Consider the following 19,159-nt stretch of genomic DNA (forward strand, 5'->3'; position numbering starts at 1 on the left):
CAGGCTGGCTCGACGGTACCATCGGTCAGTACTTTTTGATGTTTGAAGGATTTTCATGCCCTACGATCCCGCTCCGCCGCCTGTCAAACCCTATATTCCGGCGACGGCGCATCTTCCCGAGCTGACCTGGCGCGCGCTGATCATGGGCACCGTGCTCGGCATGGTGTTCGGCGCGTCGTCGCTGTACCTGGTGCTGAAGGTCGGCCTCACGGTGAGCGCCTCGATCCCGGTGGCGGTGATCGCCATCACCCTGTTCGGGCTGGCCAAGAAGGCGGGCGGGCGCGAATCGACCATCCTCGAAAACTCGATCACGCAAACCGCCGGATCGGCCGGCGAATCGCTGGCCTTCGGCCTCGGCGTGACGATGCCGGCGATCATGATCCTCGGCTTCGACCTCGAAATCTCGCGCGTCATGCTGGTCGGGATCCTGGGCGGCCTGCTCGGCATCCTGATGATGATCCCGATGCGCCGCACCATGATCGTCGACCAGCACCGCGAACTGAAATACCCGGAAGGCACGGCCTGCGCCGAGGTGCTGAAGGCGGCCGCCACCCCGTCCTCGCGCGCAGCGGCGGGCGAGGTGCAGCTGCCCGGTTCCGACGCCGCCAGGGAGGCGCGCCAGCGTGCCTTCATCATCTTCGGCGGCTTCGGACTGGGCCTGCTGTACAAGGTGCTGAGCATTTCGCTCAAGCTGTGGAAGGACACCGTCAACTTCGTGTTCGGCGCCCCTTTGAAGGCGGGTTCGGCCGGCGCCGAGATCTCGCCCGAGTTGCTCGGCGTCGGCTACATCATCGGCCCGCGCATCGCGATGACGATGGCGGCCGGCGGCGTGCTGTCGTACCTGCTCCTGATCCCGATGATCAAGTTCTTCGGTGAGTTGCTCACCGTGCCGGTGTCGCCGGGCACGATGCTGATCAAGGACATGGGCCCGGACGATATCCGCAGCGCCTACGTGCTGTACATCGGCGCCGGCGCGGTGGCGGCCGGCGGTTTGATCAGCCTGGTGCGGTCGCTGCCGACCATCTGGAACGGTTTGAAGGGCGGGCTGTCGGGCATCGGCAAAAAGAGCACGCTCGATTCGTCCCGGGGTGCCGGACCACTACGCACCGACCAGGATATCCCGCTGAAATGGGTGCTGATCGGCTGCCTCGGCATCATCGCCGTGATCACCTTCGCCGCGCCGCTGCACATGAACCTGCTGGGCGCGCTGCTGATCCTGGTGTTCGGCTTCCTGTTCTCGACCGTGTCGTCGCGCCTGACCGGCGAAGTCGGCTCGTCGTCGAATCCGATTTCCGGCATGGCGGTGGCCACGCTGCTGTTCACCTGCCTGATCTTCCTGGTGATGGGCTGGACCGGCGGCCGCTATTACGTGACCGCGCTGTCGGTCGGCGCCATCGTCTGCATCGCCGCCAGCAATGCCGGCACCACCTCACAGGACCTGAAGACCGGCTTCCTGGTCGGCGCCACGCCGCGCCTGCAGCAGTATGCCATCCTGGCCGGCGCCTTGGCCTCGGCGCTGGTCCTGGGGCCGATCCTGCTGAAGCTGAACGACGCCGGTACCGTCTACGTGCCTGCAGCCCAGGTGGCGCCGCACGTCACGGTCGACGCCACCAAATTGACGCAGACCGCCCAGCTGCAGGGACCGCAGGCCGATACCGACCACGCCACCTATAAAGTCTGGCAGAAGCTCGACACCGCGGGCGGCCCGGCCGGCAAGTACCTGGTGCGCGACGACGGTTCGCTGGCCTACCTGGTCGACCCGGGCATCAACGGCCAGTTCCACACCCGTCCGGACGGCTCGGAAGTCAAGAAATACGATGCGCCCAAGGCGGTGCTGATGTCCTACATCATCAAGGGCATCCTCGACCAGCAGCTGCCCTGGACCCTGGTGGTGTTCGGCGTGATGATCGCCGTGGTGCTGGAAATGGCCGGCGTGAATGCGCTGTCGTTCGCGGTCGGCGTCTACCTGCCGCTGGTCTCGACGCTGCCGATCGCCATCGGCGGCGCGATCCGCTGGATGGTCGACCGCCGCAACGGCACGCTGCCGCAGTACGCCGGCCTGAACGAGGAAGAAATGCAGGCCGCGGGCGACCGCAGCTCGGGCACGCTGCTGGCGTCGGGCTACATCGCCGGCGGGGCGCTGGCCGGCATCATCATCGCGATCACGGCCGGGGTGCTGACCGGGTTCGACAACCAGATGACCAAGTGGGCCGAGGCCATGAACCCATTCTTTGCCGGGGTGGATGCGGATGTGCTGTCGCTGATGCCATATGCGGCGATTTGCGTGCTGCTGTATTGGGTGGGACGGGAGAAGGCGAAGCGGTAGGGCTGCCTGTACCAGGCAGCGTTTGAACGTCGCCCCTGCGCAGGCAGGGGCCCAAGTTTGGTGTACTGGCGCTGCATCCGCAGCACCGGCATGCTGACCATCGACCCGCAGGCGTGATGCGTCGCCGCCATCATGGTCACGCCGCCTTCCGCCCCCACCATTCTTCCAGCGCCGCCGGCGCCAGCGGCCGGCTGAAGTAATATCCCTGGCCGAGCTGGCAGCCGCGCGCACGCAGGTAGTCCAGCGCCGCCTCGGTCTCGATGCCTTCGGCCACCAGCTCCAGGTTCAGGCTGTGCGCCAGCGCGATCACGGCGTCGATCACCGCGCGGCTGGCGTGGTCGGTCTCGATACGGCGCACGAAGGACTGGTCGATCTTCAGCTTGTCCAGCGGCAGGACGGACAGGGCGCCGAGGCTGGAGTAGCCGGTGCCGAAGTCGTCCAGCGCGATCCGCACGCCCAGGGCCTTGACTTCGCCCAGGATCGCGGCCGCCTCCGCCAGGTCCTTGATGATCGCGGTCTCGGTCACCTCGATGACGAGCTGGCGCGGTTCGATGCCGCTGGCGGCGATCAGGTCGCGCACGCGCTGGGCGAGCCCGGCGCGGGAGAACTGCAGCGGCGAGACGTTGACCGACACGCTCAGCGCGAGCCCGGCGGCCTGCCAGGCAACCTGCTGGCGGCAGGCTTCGCGCTTGACCCAGCTGCCGATCGGAAGCACCAGTCCGCAGCTTTCCGCGATCGGCACGAAGGTGGCAGGGCCGATCGCCGGTTCGATGCCGTCTTCCAGACGCACCAGCGCTTCGACGCCGACGGTCGTGCCCGAGGCCAGGTCGACGATCGGCTGGTAATGCAGCCGCAGGCAACCGTGGTCGAGCGCGTGCTGCAGGCGGCGCTCGACGCCCAGCGTGAATTGCGCCTGTTCGTCCATGTGCGGCGCATACCACGCGAATCCGCCGCGGCCGTTCTTCTTGACCTGCAGCATGGCCATGTCGGCGGCATGGATCAGCAGGTTGGCCGTGTCGCCCTGCTCAGGGAAGCGGCTGATGCCGATCGACGCCGACAGTGCCGCCTCGATGCCGCCGGCTTCGATCGGCAGCGCCATGGCGTCGAGGATCGCGCGCGCGACAGCCTCGGGCTGCTCCAGGTCGTCGCCCAGGCACGGCATCACCACCACGAACTCGTCGCCGCCGACGCGCGCCAGCAGCGCACGCTGGTCGACGCAGGCGTACAGGCGCTGCGCGACCGCCTGCAGCACGCGGTCGCCGACTTCGTGCCCATGCTGGTCGTTGACCGGCTTGAAGCGGTCGAGGTCGACGAACAGCAGGGCGCCGCCCGGCGCGCCGGCGCGCTGGTCGTCCAGTGCCTGCTCGAGGACCGCCAGGGCCCTGGCGCGATTCGGCAGCCCGGTCAGGCCGTCGTGGGCGGCGGCCCAGCGCACCGCCCGTTCGACCTGGTGCCGTTCCCCGATGTCGCGTGGGGCAACGTGCATCAGCCATTCGCCCTTCACTTCGAGGACGGTGGCCGTGATCTCGACCGGGACCTGGCTACCGTCCTTGCAGGTGTACACGCGTTCGAAGGGCCGCATCTGCGCCTGGCGCGATTCTGCGAATACCTGGTGCAGTTGCTGCGGGCGGGTCGGCAGGTCGATCTGGAACAGCGTCATCGACAACAGTTCGGCATTGCTGTAGCCGAGGCGCTCGGACGCCCTGCGGTTGGCATAGCGGATGCGGCCGTCCTCGTCGAGCAGCAGCAGCATCTCGTTCGCATGCTCGCTGAAGAATTTGAACTGTTGCAGTTCGTCCTGCTGCGCGCGCAAGGCCGCGTCGCGCTGGCACAGCAGTGCAGCGGCGCGCTCGATCGCGGCGCCGACCTCGGCGGCTTCGCGCAGGTGCACGGCGGGCATCGCCGGCGGCATGCCCTGGCCGAGCGCGGTCGCCGGTGCGATCAGCGCCTGCATCGAGCCGGCGATGCGGCGGCTCATGGCGCGTGCCAGCAGCAGCCCGAGGGTCGACAGGCAGGCCAGCGCGGCCGCCAGGTAGAGCAGCCGGGTGGTCAGCGGGCCAACGACGTCGGCATGGGGGATGCCGACGATGGCGGTGTAGCCGGTGCGCGGCGAGCGTACGAACACGGTAAAATTCGGCACCCCTTCCTTGGTGACGGTGTCGAGCTCGCCCTCTTGCTGCGCGGCGATGGCCGTGCGCAGCTTCTCCATCGCCGGCTGGCCGGCATAGCGGTCGGCCGCCCGGTTACGCCCGGCGATGATGCCGCGGTGGTCGAGCAGAGCGGCCAGCCACCCTTGCGGCAGATGGCGCTGCACCAGCAGTGCGCTCAATTCGGCGGTGGGCATCGAGACGCCCAGCACGTGGCCGGTCTTGCCGTCGTTGGCGATGGGGAGATGCGCCACGACGACACGCTCGCCCGTCGTCGCGTCGGTGGCGACGTTGCCGATCACCGCCTTGCCAGTCGCGAAGACGGACCCGACCGCCTGCAGTTCGAGCGGGTCCGCCGGCGCCTGTTCGCCGCGGCTGGAGATGCCGGTGATCCCGTTGGCGGTGATGCGGTACACGACGACCGGATTGCCGAACACCGAGGCGACCGAGCGCGCGCCCTGGGGCGAAAACAGGTCGGTGTCGTCGCTCGTGCCGCGCGAGACTGGCGACAGCGAGCGTGCGAGTGTCTGGGCATGCAGCAGGTGGGTGTCGACGGTGCGCCCGATGTCGCGCGCCAGCGCCAGCATCTCTTCGTTTTGCTGGCTCCGTTCGTCGCGGTATTCACTGAGCAGGAACAGGGCGCTGCCGAGCACGCCCGGCAGCAGGCAAGCCAGGACCAGGCCGGTCAGGAGGTGGGCGACGGGCAGCTCCCGTCTGATCGAGGGCATTCGGAACATGGGCGGGAACGAAAGATCGGGTAAAACGATAAAACCGATAAATCATATCGCATGTCCTTATAGAAACTCTAGTTATTTGTAAGCAATTGTCGGCTCGACGCCACGACGCCCCAAACGAAAAACGGCAGCCCTCGGGCTGCCGTTTTGAGTTCCCCTGAAAGGGTTAAACCAGGCGCTTACTTCACGCCGTGCATCAGCTTCTGGATCAGCGGCGCGATCAGGAACAGCAGCGCGCCCGAGCCGATCAGGGCCCAGAAACCGAAGGTGTAGCCGGACAGCGCCGATTCCACGGTCATGCCTTTTTCGCCCGAGACGATACTGGCGAAAATGCCCGACAGGTTGTTGCCGATACCGGTCGACAGGAACCAGCCGCCCATGCCCAGGCCGACCAGGCGGGTCGGCGCCAGCTTGGTCACCATCGACAGGCCGATCGGCGACAAACACAGTTCACCGATCGACTGGATCACGTAGACCATGAACAGGGTCCAGAACGGGATCTTGCTGTCGGGGCCGACCAGGAAGCTCAGCGCATACCACAGCAGCACGAAGGCCAGGCCGTTGAAGATCAGGCCGAGGCCGAACTTGCGCGGGATCGACGGGTTGGCGCTGCCCATCCACACCCATACCGCCGCCACCAGCGGCGCGCACACGATGATGGCGAGCGTGTTCACCGACTGGAACCAGCCGGTCGGGAAGATCCAGCCGCTGAAGTCGCGGCGCACGATGTTCTCGGCCAGGAAGGTGAACGAGCTGCCCGCCTGTTCGAAGAAGCACCAGAACATCACGTTGAAGAAGAAGATGATCATCATCGCGATCACCTTGTCGCGCGCCACTTTACCGTTGCGCACGCCTTCGACCACCAGCATCGCGGCCAGCGCCAGGAACAGCACGGTCAGGATGCCCTGCAGCTTTTCGGCGCCCAGCTGCAGCAGGAAGTAGACGCCCGGGATCACGACCAGCGCGCCGATCACGACGCCGATGACGCGCGCCGGGCTGGCCAGCGGACCGGTGGCGGCGCCGATGCCTTTCAGGCCGCGGCGGCCGATCTGGAACCAGATCAGCGACAGGATCATGCCGATGCCGGCGGCGAAGAACACCGCCTTGTAGGCCGGCACGCCGGTCTGGCTGGACATGCGCTCGGCCAGGATGCCGGTCAGGATCGGAGCGATGAAGCCGCCGCCGTTGATACCCATGTAGAAGATGGTGAAGCCGGAATCGCGGCGGGTGTCGTGGATGCCGTACAACTGGCCGACCATGGTCGAGATGTTCGGCTTGAACATGCCGTTGCCGACGATGATGGTGGCCAGGCCGAGCTTGAAGATGTCGGGATTCGGCATCGTGATTGCGAACAGGCCGAGCACCATGAAGGAAGCGCCCACCAGGATCGAGCGCTGGTAGCCGATGACGCGGTCGGCGATGTAGCCGCCGAACACGGCGCCGGCGTACACCAGCGCGAGGTAGGAACCGTAGGTCAGGTTGGCGTCGGCCTGGCCGACGCCGCTGCCGCCGTAGAACTGGGCGACGATGTAGAGTACCAGGGCCCAACGGATGCCGTAGAAAGCAAAGCGTTCCCAGAATTCCGTCATGAAGAGCATCCACAGCGGCGCTGGGTGGCCCATGATCTGGCGGAATTCCGGGATCGCCTTGGCGTCGGCGGTAGTAGTAGCTGCACCGCTCATGCGGTTCCTCCCGAAAATCGTGTTTTATAAGAGTTATTACCAGCCTTGCCTTCCGCTGTACGGACGGCGGCCAATAGCGTCGCATTTTAGTAGAATTCTCACGCTTTCTGGCAACTATTTCCGGCCACTGTCTTGACGGCATCCAAGCGCCGGGCAGACGGCGCCCAATCGGAGACGCGGACTCGGGTGAGTTCGCGTATATTGGGAGAAATGCCACATCGATTCATAGAAGAGTAAAGGAAGCGAACCATGACATACGAGGTTGTCGATACCCTGATTTCGCCGGAAGGCCGGCTGGAAGTCCTGTCCAAGGCCGAGGTGGCCAAGCTGCTCGATACCAGCCAGGGCGGGCTGTACCAGGTGTTCCGAAAATGCGCGCTGGCCGTGCTGAATTCCGGCAGCTCGATCGACGACGGCAAGGAACTGCTGGAGCGCTACAAGGACTTCGATATCAAGATCATCCAGCGCGAACGCGGCATCAAGCTCGACATCCGCGGCGCGCCGGCTCATGCCTTCGTCGACGGCAAGATGATCAAGGGTATCCACGAGCACCTGTTTGCGGTGCTGCGCGACATCGTCTACGTGAATTTCGAAGTCACCGACAATCAGCGCTTCGACCTGAACCGCCCGGAAGGCATCACCGACGCCGTGTTCCACATCCTGCGCAACGCCAACGTGATCCAGCCGCAGCGCAATCCGAACCTGGTGGTGTGCTGGGGCGGCCACTCGATCAACCGCGTCGAGTACAACTATTCGAAACACGTCGGCTACCAGCTCGGCCTGCGCGAGCTCGACATCTGCACCGGCTGCGGCCCGGGCGCGATGAAGGGCCCGATGAAGGGCGCAACCATCGGCCACGCCAAGCAGCGCCTGCAGGGCGGCCGCTACCTCGGCATCTCGGAGCCGGGCATCATCGCGGCCGAGTCGCCGAACCCGATCGTCAACGACCTGGTCATCATGCCGGATATCGAGAAGCGCCTGGAAGCCTTCGTGCGCACCGGCCACGGCATCGTCGTGTTCCCGGGCGGCGCCGGCACTGCCGAAGAGATCCTGTACATCCTCGGCATCCTGCTGCATCCGGAAAACGCCGACCAGCCGTTCCCGCTGGTGTTCACCGGCCCGGCAGCGGCCAAGGAGTACTTCGAGCAGATCGACCAGTTCATCGGCCTGACCCTGGGCGCCGACGCGCAGAAGCGCTACAAGATCATCGTCGACGATCCGGAAGCGGTGGCGCGCGAGATGCACACCGGGATTCGCCAGGTGCGCGAATTCCGCAAGTCGCGCAGCGACGCCTATTACTTCAACTGGGGCTTGCGGATCGACCCCGAGTTCCAGCGCCCGTTCCGTCCGACCCACGAGAACATGCGCAACCTCTCGCTGCACAAGAACCAGGAGACCCACCTGCTGGCGGCCAACCTGCGCCGCGCATTTTCGGGCGTGGTGGCGGGCAACGTCAAGGACGAGGGCATCCGTGCGATCGAGAAGTATGGCAAGTTCGAGATCCACGGCGAGGACGAGATCATGGCGCCGATGGACAAGCTGCTGCAGTCGTTCGTGGAGCAGAGCCGGATGAAGTTGCCGGGTAAGGAATATATCCCTTGCTACCGCGTGGTGCGGTAACGGCGGAAAACGGCCAGCTGCTCTGATTCGTCGTTCCCGCGAAGGCGGGAACCCAAGTTGCGCGCGCAGCCGTAACGCACGCAGAACTTGGATCCCCGCGTTCGCGGGGACGACGTTCTTAAGTTAACAAAAAAGGGGCGCCGCGGCGCCCCTTCATTCATGCGATCGTCGATCAGTCCTCTTTGCGCAGGTGCGGGAACAGCAGCACGTCGCGGATGTTCGGCGAGTCGGTGATGATCATCATCAGGCGATCGATGCCGATGCCGCAGCCGCCGGCCGGCGGCATGCCGTACTCCAGCGCGCGGATGTAGTCGGCGTCGTAGTACATCGCTTCCTCGTCGCCGGCATCCTTGGCGTCCACCTGGGCCAGGAAGCGTGCCGACTGGTCTTCCGGGTCGTTCAGCTCGGAGAAGCCGTTGGCGATCTCGCGGCCGACCATGAACAGTTCGAAGCGCTCGGTGATGCCCTCGCGCGTGTCCGACGCGCGCGCCAGCGGCGAGACTTCGACCGGGTAGTCGATGATGAAGGTCGGTTCCCACAGCTGGGCTTCGGCGGTTTCCTCGAACAGCGCCAGCTGCAGCGCGCCCAGGCCGGCGTGGGCCAGCGGCTTGACGCCGAACTTCAGCAGTTCGGTGCGCAGGAATTCGGCGCTCTCCAGCTGCTCGGCGCTGTAGCCCGGGGCGAACTTGTTGATCGCTTCGACGATGGTCAGGCGGTGGAAGGGCTTGCCCAGGTCCAGCGCGCGCCCGCCGTAGGTCAGCTCGGCGGTGCCGTGGGCGTCGGCGGCGGCCTGGCGGATCACGGCTTCGGTGAAGTCCATCAGCCACTTGTAGTCGGTGTAGGCCGCGTAGAACTCCATCATCGTGAATTCCGGATTGTGGCGGACCGAGACGCCCTCGTTGCGGAAGTTACGGTTGATCTCGAACACCCGGTCGAAGCCGCCCACCACCAGGCGCTTCAGGTACAGCTCGGGCGCGATGCGCAGGAACATCTGCATGTCGAGCGCGTTGTGGTGGGTGATGAAAGGCTTGGCCGCGGCGCCGCCCGGGATCGCGTGCAGCATCGGGGTTTCCACTTCCATGAACTGGTGTTCCTGCATGAAGCGGCGGATCGAGGCGATGGCGGCGGTACGCGCCTTGAAGGTGCGGCGCGTCTCCTCGTTCATGATCAGGTCGACGTAGCGCTGGCGGTACTTGGTTTCCTGGTCGGCCAGGCCGTGGAACTTGTCCGGCAGCGGACGCAGCGACTTGGTGATCAGGCGCAGCGTGGTCACCTTGACGGTCAGCTCGTCGACCTTGGTCTTGAACAGCGTGCCTTCCACGCCCAGGATGTCGCCCAGGTCGTAGCGGCGGAAGGCTTCCATCGCTTCCTCGCCAAGGTTGTCGAGCGTGACGTAGATCTGGATGCGGCCGTCGGCGCGCAGGCCCGACGCGTCCTGCAAGGTTGCGAACGCGGCTTTCTTGCCGGCTTCGCGCTTGAGCATCATGCGGCCGGCCAGCACCACCGCTTGCGGCTCCTTTTCCAGCTCTTCGCGGCTCCAGCCGCCGTACTGCTCGGCCAGGTCGGCCGCCTTGTGCCGGGGGACGAAGTCGTTCGGGAAGGCCACGCCTTTTTCGCGGATCGCGGCCAGCTTGGCACGGCGCTCGGCGATGATCTTGTTGTCGTCGAGGCCCAGGCTCGTGGGTTCCTGGCTTTGTTGTTCTTGATTGTTGTCGGTGCTCATATCAGGTTCACTCTAGTATTGATTGCAGGCGCGGCTCACAGGCTCGCGCACAGGCTGCCGATGTCCAGGTCGGCATAGTCGTCGACCACGCGGATCACGTTGTCGAATTCGGCGAAAGCCTCGGCCGGCAGCGTGGTCGTGATGACCACCGCGCGCATGCCGGCGCGACGCGCCGCTTCCACGCCCATCGGCGCGTCTTCGAACACGATGCAGTCGGCGGGATCGATGCCGAGCTGCTCGGCCGCCTTCAGGAACACGTCCGGATGCGGCTTGCCGTGCTTGACGTCGGCGGCGCCGACCACGGTGTCGAAGTGGCGGCGCAGGTCGAGTTCGTCGAGCGTGAAGACGATGTTCTTCGGCGGCGCGGAGGTCGCCACCGCCAGCTTCACGCCGGTGGCGCGCGCGTTCGTCACGAAGTGCTCGAAGCCCTCGATCGCACGGCGGTGCGGGCCGTACATCTCGCGGTACAGCACATCCTTTTCCTGGGCCAGCACGGCGATCTCGTCGTCCGGGATGTCCGGGCCGAGGCGCGCGCGCAGGATCTCGCGGCCCTGGGCGCCGGCCGTCTCGCGGAAAAAGGCGTCCGCTTCATACGACTTGCCGCGGCGGGCGAAGAACTCGAGCCAGGAGTCGGTATGGAAGGCCATGTTGTCGACGATGGTGCCGTCCATGTCGAAGATGAATGCGCGCGCTTGGGTCATGCTCGTTTGCTCTCGGTTATACGCCTTGCTTCAGCGATGCGGAAATGAAATCGTCGATGTCGCCGTCCAGCACGTTCTTGGTATTGCCGGTCTCGAAGCCGGTGCGCAAGTCCTTGATGCGCGACTGGTCCAGCACATACGAACGGATCTGGTGGCCCCAACCGACGTCGGTCTTGGAGTCTTCCAGTTTCTGCTGCTCGGCCATGCGCTTGCGCAGCTCGAGCTCGAACAGTTTCGCGCGCAGCATGTCGAAGGCCTCGGCCTTGTTGCGGTGCTGCGAGCGGTCGTTCTGGCACTGGACCACGATACCGGAAGGCGCGTGCGTCAGGCGCACGGCGGAGTCGGTCTTGTTGATGTGCTGGCCACCGGCACCGGATGCGCGGTAGGTATCGATGCGCACGTCGGCCGGGTTGATCTCGATCTCGAAGGACTCGTCGACTTCCGGATACACGAACAGCGAGGTGAACGAGGTATGGCGGCCATTGGCCGAGTCGAACGGCGACTTGCGCACCAGGCGGTGCACGCCGGTCTCGGTGCGCAGGTGGCCGTAGGCGTACTCGCCCTCGACCTTGATGGTGGCGGTCTTGATGCCGGCAACCTCGCCCTCGGAGATTTCCATCACCTCGGCCTTGAAGCCCTTGCGCTCGCAATAGCGCAGGTACTGGCGCAGCAGCATCGAGGCCCAGTCCTGGGCTTCGGTGCCGCCGGCGCCGGCCTGGATGTCGATGAAGCAGTTGGCGTGGTCCATCGGGTTGCTGAACATGCGGCGGAATTCCATCGCCTCGATGACCTTCTTGATCTCTTCCGCATCGCCTTCGACGGATTCGATGGTGTCGTCATCGCCTTCTTCGCGCGCCATCTCGAACAGGTCGTTCGCATCGCCGAGGTCGGCGCGGGCCTTTTCCAGCGTCAGCACGACGCCTTCGAGGGCCTTCTTTTCCTTGCCCATCTCGAGGGCGCGTTTCTGGTCGTTCCAGATGGCCGGGTCTTCCAGCTCCTGGTTGACCTGTTCTAGTTTCTCCGACTTCTTATCGAAGTCAAAGATACCTCCGAAGTTCGGCTTCACGATCCGTCAGGTCGTTCAGCAGGGCGGAGAGGGCGTTGATGCGTTCAGCTTCCATGGTCGGTGGTGTGTCTTGTAGTTGAATCGAACCGGAGATTATACCCGACTGCGCCGCCGCCAAGCGCCAAGTTGGCCTGACCTTGCCGGGTGACATGGCGCTTCTGTATGATGGACCGCTGTTGCCAATGTTTCTTGTCATTCCCACCATGCCGAATCGTCTCCGCTCCCACCTTTCCTTCCCCCTTTCCGTGTCGCTGATGTCGGTGCTGGTCGCATCGGCCTGGGCTGCGCCGGCAGCCAGGCCGCCCGCTGCGCCGGTTGCAGGAACGCGCGCCGAACTGGCGCTGCTGGAAACCACCGACATCCACTCGAACGTGGTCGGCTACGATTACTTCAAGCTGGCCGCCGAGCCGTCGCTGGGACTGGACCGCGCCGCGACCCTGATCGCCCAGGCGCGCGCCGAATTCCCCAACACGCTGCTGTTCGATAACGGCGACACCATCCAGGGCACCGCGCTAGCCGACTACCAGGCGCTGGTCAAGCCGGTGAAATGCGACGAGCAGCTCGGCATCTATAAAGTGATGCAGCGGCTCGGCTACGACGGCGCCGGCGTCGGCAACCACGATTTCAACTATGGCCTCGGCTTCCTGGGCCAGGTCAGCGGCAGGGGCTTCGACGCCGATGGCGTGCCGGCCAAGGGTGGCAAGGCATGCGCCGGTCCGGGCTTCCCGATGGTGCTGGCCAACGTCTACAGCAGCAAGACCAAAAAGCCGCTGTTCGCGCCGTACCGGATCATCGAGAAGCGCGTCAAGGCGGTCGACGGCGCCGGCCGCCCGGTCGAGGCAACCGTCAAGGTCGGCATCATCGGCTTCACGCCGCCGACCATCCTGGCCTGGGACAAGCGCTGGCTGGAAGGGAAGGTCTACACCGAGGGCCTGGTCGAGACGGCAAAGCGCTACGTCCCCGAGATGCGCAAGAAGGGGGCCGACCTGGTGGTGGTGATCTCGCACGGCGGCCTGGATGCCGCCCCGTATTCGCCGACGATGGAAAACGGGAACTACTGGCTGGCGCAGCAGAGCGGCGAGGTCGGCGGCATCGACGCCATGCTGCTCGGCCATTCGCACATGCTGTTCCCGAACGCGGCCAGCACGGTCCCGCAATTCAACCTGCCGCACGTCGACAAGGCCAAGGGCACCGTCTTCGGCGTGCCGACCGTGATGGCCAATTTGTGGGGCAAGAACCTGGGCGTGGTCAAGTTGTCGCTGCGCCATGACGGCAAGGGCTGGAAAGTCGAGCGCGACCGCACCGTGGTCGAGAGCCGCACGACCGAGCAGGGCAACAAGCAATACGTGGCCGCCGATCCGCAGGTGATGGGGCTGGTGCGCGCCGAGCACGAGGCCACCATCGAGTACGTGAAGACGCCGGTCGGCAGCACCGACTTCCGCATGTCGACCTATTTCGCCGACGTCGGCGACAGCTCGGCGATCGAGGTCGTCAACCAGGCCCAGACCGAGTACGTGCGCAAGTACGTCGCCGCCAACCTGCCGCAGTACGCGAACCTGCCGGTGCTGTCGATGGCGGCCGCCTTCAAGAGCGGCTTCGGCGGCGCCGGCGACTATACCGACGTCGCGCCGGGCAACCTGGCACTGAACAACGCGGCCGACCTGTACCTGTATCCCAACGCGCTGTACGCGGTGAAGGTCGACGGCGCCGGCCTCAAGGCCTGGCTGGAAAAGGCGGCCGGGCGCTTCAACACCATCGACCCGGCGAACACCGCGCCGCAGGAACTGCTGAATCCCGCCTTCCCCAGCTTTAACTTCGACACCGTCACCTCGGCGGCGCTGGCCTACGAGATCGACGTGACCCGGGCGCCCGGCCAGCGCATCCGCAAGCTGACGCTGAACGGCAAGCCGGTGGCCGACACCCAGGCATTCCTGGTCGCGACCAACAACTACCGTGCCAGCGGCGGCGGCAACTTCCCGGGCCTGGACGGCAGCAAGACCGTGATCGCCTCGCCGGACGCCAGCCGCGACGTGCTGATCGACTACATCCGTACGGCGAAGCAGCTGACGCGCGCCGCCAACGGCGCCCAGCGCAGCTGGCGCTTTGCCCAGGTCAAGACGGCCGGCCCGGTGGTGTTCCACTCGGCGCCGGGCAAGATCGAGCTGGCGCGCGCCGCCGGACTGGCCAACGTGTCGCAGCTGCGCGAGGACGACGGGCAGGGCAAGGGGTTTGCGCTGTACGCGGTCGATTTGTCGAAATGAGGTGGCGGCAGGCCACGGCGCTGCTGCTGGCGGCGGTGCTGCTCGGCGCCGCCGCGGCCGCACCGGCACCTGATGCGGCGGCCGCCCACGCCGACTACCTGCGCGGGCTGGCGTACCGCAACGGCAGCCACGGCCTGCCGGTTGACGCGGCACGGGCGGTCGTTGCGCTGACGGCTGCCGCTCAAGGCGGCGTGCCTGAAGCAATGTTCATCCTGTCGCACATGCTGGCGGAAGGCGAGGGCGCCGCGCGCGACGCGGCCGCGGCGCGACGCTGGCTGGAAGCGGCGGCGCAGGCCGACTATCCGGAGGCCTTGCAGGAGATGGCAATGCGGGCAATGAGCGAGCGCGAACCGGCCCGTGCGGCCGAGTTGCTGCGCGAAGCGGCGCACGCGATGCAACACCGCGCGCACGAGTCACAGCGTCAATAACAGGTAGGGTGGACGGGTTTCCCGTCCACGCGTTCAAGATCGCCGCGTGGACGGCCAAGCCGTCCACCCTACCACGCTCAATGGCGTGATGGCCGCGACGGCGCTTGGATCTCGTTCGCCGCGATCTCGGCCAGGTCGAGCAGGCTCTGCACTTCGGACGCGCGCAGGCGGCGCGGCTCGCGGTCGATGACGCACAGCGTGCCGAGCGGCTGGCCCGACTTGTCGCGCAGCGGCACGCCGGCGTAGAAGCGGATGTTCGGATCCTGCTGCACCAGCGGATTGGCGCGGAAGCGCTCGTCCTCGAGTGCATCTTCGACCACGAACAGTTCGTTCTGCAGGATGGCATGCGAGCAGAACGCCCAGTCGCGCGGCGTTTCCTGTGCCGGCAGGCCGACGCGCGCCTTGAACCACTGGCGGGTCGAGGTCAGCAGCGAGATCAGTGCGATCGGCGAGCCGGTGACCATCGACGCCAGCCGTACCACGCGGTCGAAGCGGGCTTCCTCCGCGCTGTCGACCAGGCCGGACGACGCCAGCGCCGCCAGGCGCGCGCGCTCGTTGGACGGCACCGGGTAGTTCGGGTCCTGCGCCGGCTGGTATTCGGGATCGGTATTCGGATCGGGCGTGTTGCGGGCTTCCTCGCCGTGCATCAAGCCCTGGACCATGCTCAAGCGGGTACGACGGTGCCCTCCCGGGGTTTTCCAGGATTCGATCGCGCCGCTTTCCATCCAGATCTGGACGGTGCTCGTGGCCACGCCTAACAAACGCGCGACCTCGCTGGTAGTGAGAATGGGATCGTCTTCTTTGATGTTGCTTTGCATAAACAGCCTCGTTTCGCTCAGTATAACGGATTTGAGCAGATGGTTTACTGCCTTCGATAAGCTATTTTGTCGTCAATTTCGACTATTTGGACGCTGAGTTTGTTACTTTTTCCACGAATTCCCACCAAATATTTCATTCAATCAACTATTCTGTTGTCAGTTTAATGCTATGCTCGTCAAATGCATCAATTTCCGTCGGTAATCCCTTCCTGTCAACTGACAAAAATATGACAAAACAATCGCAAAGTGTTGGCATTGCTGCACAACTTTATGGCGCCTTTGCGCTCGTGGTCGTCGTCACGGTGGCGCTGGCCCTGTTTTCGGTATCGCGCGTGAACGCGATCGAGCGCGCGCTCGGCAACGCCGACACCTTGCGCAGTACCCGCCTGGAACCCCTGTACGGAGCGCGTGAGGCGCTCGACCAGTCCGGCATCGCTGCACGCAACGCCTTCGTGTTCAAGAACGATGCCGACGCGCTGCGCGAACTCGACCTGGTCGACCGGCACGCGGCCGATTTCCGCGCGGCGCTCGGCAAGCTCGACGGCCCGCTGCAGGGCGACCCGCAGTACGCCAAGGTGCGCGCGGAGCTGATGGCGATGAGCACGGAACTGCAGCGCCCGCGCCGTTACCGCGCGGCCGGCGACATGGACGGCTTCGGCACCTTCCTGACCCAGGAATGCACGCCGCTGCGGCGCCGCATCGTGGCCGACATCGAGGTGCTGCTGAAGCGCCTGCAGGACGGCAGCGACGCGGCCAGCGCGGCCGCGCGCGCCACCGCCTCGTCGGCACGCACCACCATCGCCGCCCTGACCGCGCTGTGCGTGGTGCTGGCGGCGGCGGTCGGCCTCCTGATCGTGCGCAGCCTGGTACGCCAGCTGGGCGGCGAGCCGGCCTATGCGTCGAGCGTGGCGCATGCGATCGCACGCGGCGAGCTGCAGCACCAGGTCGACGTGCGCCGCGCCGCGCCGAGCAGCCTGCTGGCGGCGATGAGCGCAATGCGCGACAGTCTGAGCGGCATCGTCGGCAAGGTGCGCGGCGGCACCCATGCGATCGCGTCGGCGTCGGCCGAGATCGCGCTCGGCAACGTCGACCTGTCGCGCCGTACCGAGTCGCAGGCGGCCGAGCTGGCCCAGGTGGCCGGTTCGATGAAGCACCTGATCGATTCGGTGCGCCGCAACGCAGGCTATGCCGACGAGGCCAGCCGGCTGGCCCAGGACGCGTCCAGCGTATCGCGCCAGGGCGGCGACGCCGTCGATGGCGTGGTCCAGACGATGAGCCTGATTAACGACGCGTCGAAGAAGATCGTCGACATCATCGCCGTGATCGACGGCATCGCGTTCCAGACCAACATCCTGGCCCTGAACGCGGCGGTCGAGGCGGCGCGCGCCGGCGAGCAGGGCCGCGGCTTCGCCGTGGTGGCGTCCGAGGTGCGCAACCTGGCCCATCGCTCGGCCGCGGCCGCCAAGGAAATCAAGGCCCTGATTGAAGATTCGGTGAGCAAGGTGGACGCCGGCACGGTGCTGGTCGGACGCGCCGGCGAGACCATGCGCAAGGTGGTGGACAGTGTGCACCACGTGAGCGGCATCATGGGCCGCATCTCGGAGGCGACCCGTGGCCAGAGCCAGGACATCGAGCGCGTCGACGCCGCCATCGTGCAGCTGGACGAGATGACGCTGCAGAACGCGGCGCTGGTGGAGCAAGCCACGGCGGCCGCGCACTCGCTGCAGGACCAGGCCGACCAGTTGGCCGAGCTGGTCAACGTATTCCAGCTCGACGCCGGGCGTGCCGGCCGCGGCGCGCCCCTCCTGGCCGTTTGATTCGCAGAAGCTTGCGATTGTAGGGTGGGCACCCCGTGCCCACGCATACGCCGGCTAGATGCTGCCCCATCCTGTGCCTGCACTGCCAAATCAGTGCAGGCTTTTCTTTTCCGGCTGCACCAGCACGAACGGGCTCACCACCGACGCCCACAGCGGGCTGTCGGCCGCCTGCCAGGTCTGGGCCTGGACGGTCGTCACCTTGGCCAGTTTGCCTTCGCCCATCCAGCGCGCGATGCTGGCCTTGTCGTCGTGGGCGATGCGCAGCGCGACTTCGATCAGGTCGAGCTCCTCGCTGACGTAGACCACGTTGCCCTGGGCGAAATGGCGTTCCAGCTCGGACCACCGGACGCGCGCTGTCTCGCTGTTGATCTTGTCGTGCAGTTCGCTGTCTTTCAGCGGGTCGGTCTTGATAGGCTCGTTGCTCATGTCGGTACTGGATTAAATGGGTTCGATCTCGGGAATCGGCGAACCCGCCCATGTTAACCGATAGGCGGGACCCTTGCGGACATTCCCGACCAGCGCCGGCCGGAAGCAGGCCAGGTTGGTGCCCTCGGGCCGGCGCACGCTCGGGTAAATCACGCCCATCGAGCCGGCCTCGAGCAGCTCGGCCGCGAGCCCTTGCGAAGCGACGTAGCTGCGCGGGTCGAGGCAGGCGCGCGCCGGCTCGAAGCCGCGCAGGTCGTGGAAGCCGGCGGTGAAATCGGCCAGCAGGCACTGGTAGCTGACGCTGTCTTCGAACAGACCGATCTCCTGGTACTCGACCGCCTTGTGGAAGCCGATCTCGGCCAGCGCGGTCCCGGCGTCGAAGGCGCAATACCAGGCGCCGCGCGCGCCGTCGTTGAAGCGGCTGCCTTCCGGCCGCGCATAGGTGTAGGCGGCATTGATCATGCGGAAGTTGGGCACGCCGAACACCAGTTCGTCCATGCCGATGCCGGGCAACAGGCCCGACTCGCCGCGCAGGCGGTCGTTGGTCGCGTTGTCGAGGTCGAACAGGTCGCGCAGGACGCCATCGTCGCCGCCGGCCAGCGGGGCCAGCACCGAATCCTCGGCCTCGGCGAAGCGCGACGGGATCAGGCGGCAGGTGTCGAACTGGCGCAGGGTGGTGACCGGCGGCAGCGCGCGGCTGGCCGGCTTGTCGAGGAGCCTCACTTCAGAGTCCTCCGCGCCGCGCGTCGAGCAGGCGCCTTACCGTCTGCATGGCCAGCAGCCCGCCGCCCAGCATGTAGGCCAGCGGCGTGGCGCCGCGGAAGATCGCATTTTTATTGGGCAGGCGGATCCATTCGTCGGCCAGCTTGTCGCCGTACAGGATGTGCAGTGCCTTGTAGATGCCGAGCAGGTAGGAGATGCGCGTGATGCGGTCGACCTCGAGCACGCGCTCGTGGTTCTTTTTCCATTCGTAGAACGAGGACGAAGACAGGCCGCCGAGCAGTTCGCGCGCATCGTCGTCGCGCAGTTGCCAGGCCGCGGCGAGCTGGAAGAAGCCCTTCAGGGCGGACCCGGACAGGCGCTCGCGCTCGGCTCGGGCATTCAGGTCAACCAGGGGCGTGGTTTCGAAACGGCTGGTGGGGTAGGCGTAGGCATGGCTCATATTAATCCTCCGATTCTGTAGATTTTATACTCCGCTTTAGGATCGATTGCAAGCCGCTTGTGCAAAGCCGAACGCGATGGCAGAATTGATCAGTTAATAATAAGTAACTAATAGCGGGATACAGGGAGTGCCTGACAAACCTTCAGGGCCAGGCGCATCGTCGAAGACAGTACTGTTAGTACGGCGAGACGATGCAACGCCGCCATCGCGGTTTTGTCAGGCGTTCCAAGTCTGACCGGGAGGTGCAC

At 65.7% G+C, this 19,159-nt stretch carries 14 protein-coding genes; 5 read left to right on the plus strand and 9 right to left on the minus strand.

From position 1 onward, the window contains the following. The first annotated feature begins 55 nt into the window (after positions 1-55). Positions 56-2,326, plus strand: a complete 2,271-nt coding sequence (locus U1H99_RS09210; protein WP_323141438.1) for an OPT family oligopeptide transporter — start codon at positions 56-58, stop codon at positions 2,324-2,326. A 136-nt stretch (positions 2,327-2,462) separates the two neighbouring features. Here the strand turns inward: U1H99_RS09210 and U1H99_RS09215 are convergent, their stop codons facing one another. Further along, positions 2,463-5,210, minus strand: coding sequence for a bifunctional diguanylate cyclase/phosphodiesterase (locus tag U1H99_RS09215; protein ID WP_323141439.1), 2,748 nt, complete (start codon positions 5,208-5,210; stop codon positions 2,463-2,465). A 176-nt stretch (positions 5,211-5,386) separates the two neighbouring features. Beyond that, positions 5,387-6,889, minus strand: coding sequence for a peptide MFS transporter (locus tag U1H99_RS09220; protein WP_323141440.1), 1,503 nt, complete (start codon positions 6,887-6,889; stop codon positions 5,387-5,389). A gap of 249 nt (positions 6,890-7,138) precedes the next feature. Between U1H99_RS09220 and ppnN the strand changes: the two genes are divergently transcribed. Next, positions 7,139-8,509 carry a nucleotide 5'-monophosphate nucleosidase PpnN gene (ppnN, locus tag U1H99_RS09225; RefSeq protein WP_323141441.1) on the plus strand — a complete coding sequence of 457 codons (1,371 nt, stop codon included), beginning with the start codon at positions 7,139-7,141 and terminating at the stop codon, positions 8,507-8,509. A 172-nt stretch (positions 8,510-8,681) separates the two neighbouring features. Here ppnN and lysS read toward each other — a convergent pair whose 3' ends face one another. The 3 genes from lysS to prfB form a co-directional block, all read right to left on the minus strand. Further along, complete coding sequence (gene lysS / locus U1H99_RS09230) at positions 8,682-10,232, minus strand: lysine--tRNA ligase (protein WP_323141442.1); 1,551 nt, start codon at positions 10,230-10,232, stop codon at positions 8,682-8,684. A gap of 35 nt (positions 10,233-10,267) precedes the next feature. Next, positions 10,268-10,933: an HAD family hydrolase gene (locus U1H99_RS09235; RefSeq protein ID WP_323141443.1), complete on the minus strand. Its 666-nt coding sequence runs from the start codon at positions 10,931-10,933 to the stop codon at positions 10,268-10,270. Between the two features lie 16 nt (positions 10,934-10,949). Beyond that, positions 10,950-12,054 (minus strand): peptide chain release factor 2 gene (prfB, locus tag U1H99_RS09240; protein WP_323141444.1). Its coding sequence is split into 2 segments (ribosomal slippage): positions 10,950-11,972 and positions 11,974-12,054, totalling 1,104 coding nucleotides; the frame shifts between segments, so codons are not numbered across the junction. Positions 12,055-12,253: 199 nt separating this feature from the next. On the opposite strand from prfB, the gene U1H99_RS09245 reads away from it, so the two are divergent. Beyond that, positions 12,254-14,260, plus strand: a complete 2,007-nt coding sequence (locus U1H99_RS09245; protein ID WP_323142094.1) for a bifunctional 2',3'-cyclic-nucleotide 2'-phosphodiesterase/3'-nucleotidase — start codon at positions 12,254-12,256, stop codon at positions 14,258-14,260. Beyond that, complete coding sequence (locus U1H99_RS09250) at positions 14,257-14,688, plus strand: SEL1-like repeat protein (RefSeq protein ID WP_323141445.1); 432 nt, start codon at positions 14,257-14,259, stop codon at positions 14,686-14,688. The genes U1H99_RS09245 and U1H99_RS09250 overlap by 4 nt, the downstream gene beginning before the upstream one ends. 77 nt (positions 14,689-14,765) lie before the next feature. Here U1H99_RS09250 and U1H99_RS09255 read toward each other — a convergent pair whose 3' ends face one another. Further along, positions 14,766-15,506: a GAF domain-containing protein gene (locus U1H99_RS09255; RefSeq protein ID WP_323141446.1), complete on the minus strand. Its 741-nt coding sequence runs from the start codon at positions 15,504-15,506 to the stop codon at positions 14,766-14,768. Positions 15,507-15,733: 227 nt separating this feature from the next. Between U1H99_RS09255 and U1H99_RS09260 the strand changes: the two genes are divergently transcribed. After that, on the plus strand, positions 15,734-17,323 hold the full coding sequence (locus U1H99_RS09260; protein ID WP_323141447.1) for a methyl-accepting chemotaxis protein: 1,590 nt from the start codon (positions 15,734-15,736) through the stop codon (positions 17,321-17,323). Positions 17,324-17,413: 90 nt separating this feature from the next. Here the strand turns inward: U1H99_RS09260 and U1H99_RS09265 are convergent, their stop codons facing one another. From U1H99_RS09265 to U1H99_RS09275, 3 genes are read right to left on the minus strand one after another with little or no spacing between them, the layout of a single operon-like run. Beyond that, complete coding sequence (locus U1H99_RS09265) at positions 17,414-17,734, minus strand: DUF2288 domain-containing protein (RefSeq protein ID WP_323142095.1); 321 nt, start codon at positions 17,732-17,734, stop codon at positions 17,414-17,416. A 27-nt stretch (positions 17,735-17,761) separates the two neighbouring features. After that, positions 17,762-18,472 carry an RES family NAD+ phosphorylase gene (locus U1H99_RS09270; RefSeq protein WP_323141448.1) on the minus strand — a complete coding sequence of 237 codons (711 nt, stop codon included), beginning with the start codon at positions 18,470-18,472 and terminating at the stop codon, positions 17,762-17,764. 1 nt (position 18,473) lies between these two features. Continuing rightward, positions 18,474-18,911: an antitoxin Xre/MbcA/ParS toxin-binding domain-containing protein gene (locus tag U1H99_RS09275; RefSeq protein ID WP_323141449.1), complete on the minus strand. Its 438-nt coding sequence runs from the start codon at positions 18,909-18,911 to the stop codon at positions 18,474-18,476. Positions 18,912-19,159 lie beyond the last annotated feature (248 nt).

This window comes from Massilia phyllosphaerae (assembly GCF_034659755.1).
GTDB classification, from domain to species: domain Bacteria; phylum Pseudomonadota; class Gammaproteobacteria; order Burkholderiales; family Burkholderiaceae_D; genus Telluria; species Telluria phyllosphaerae.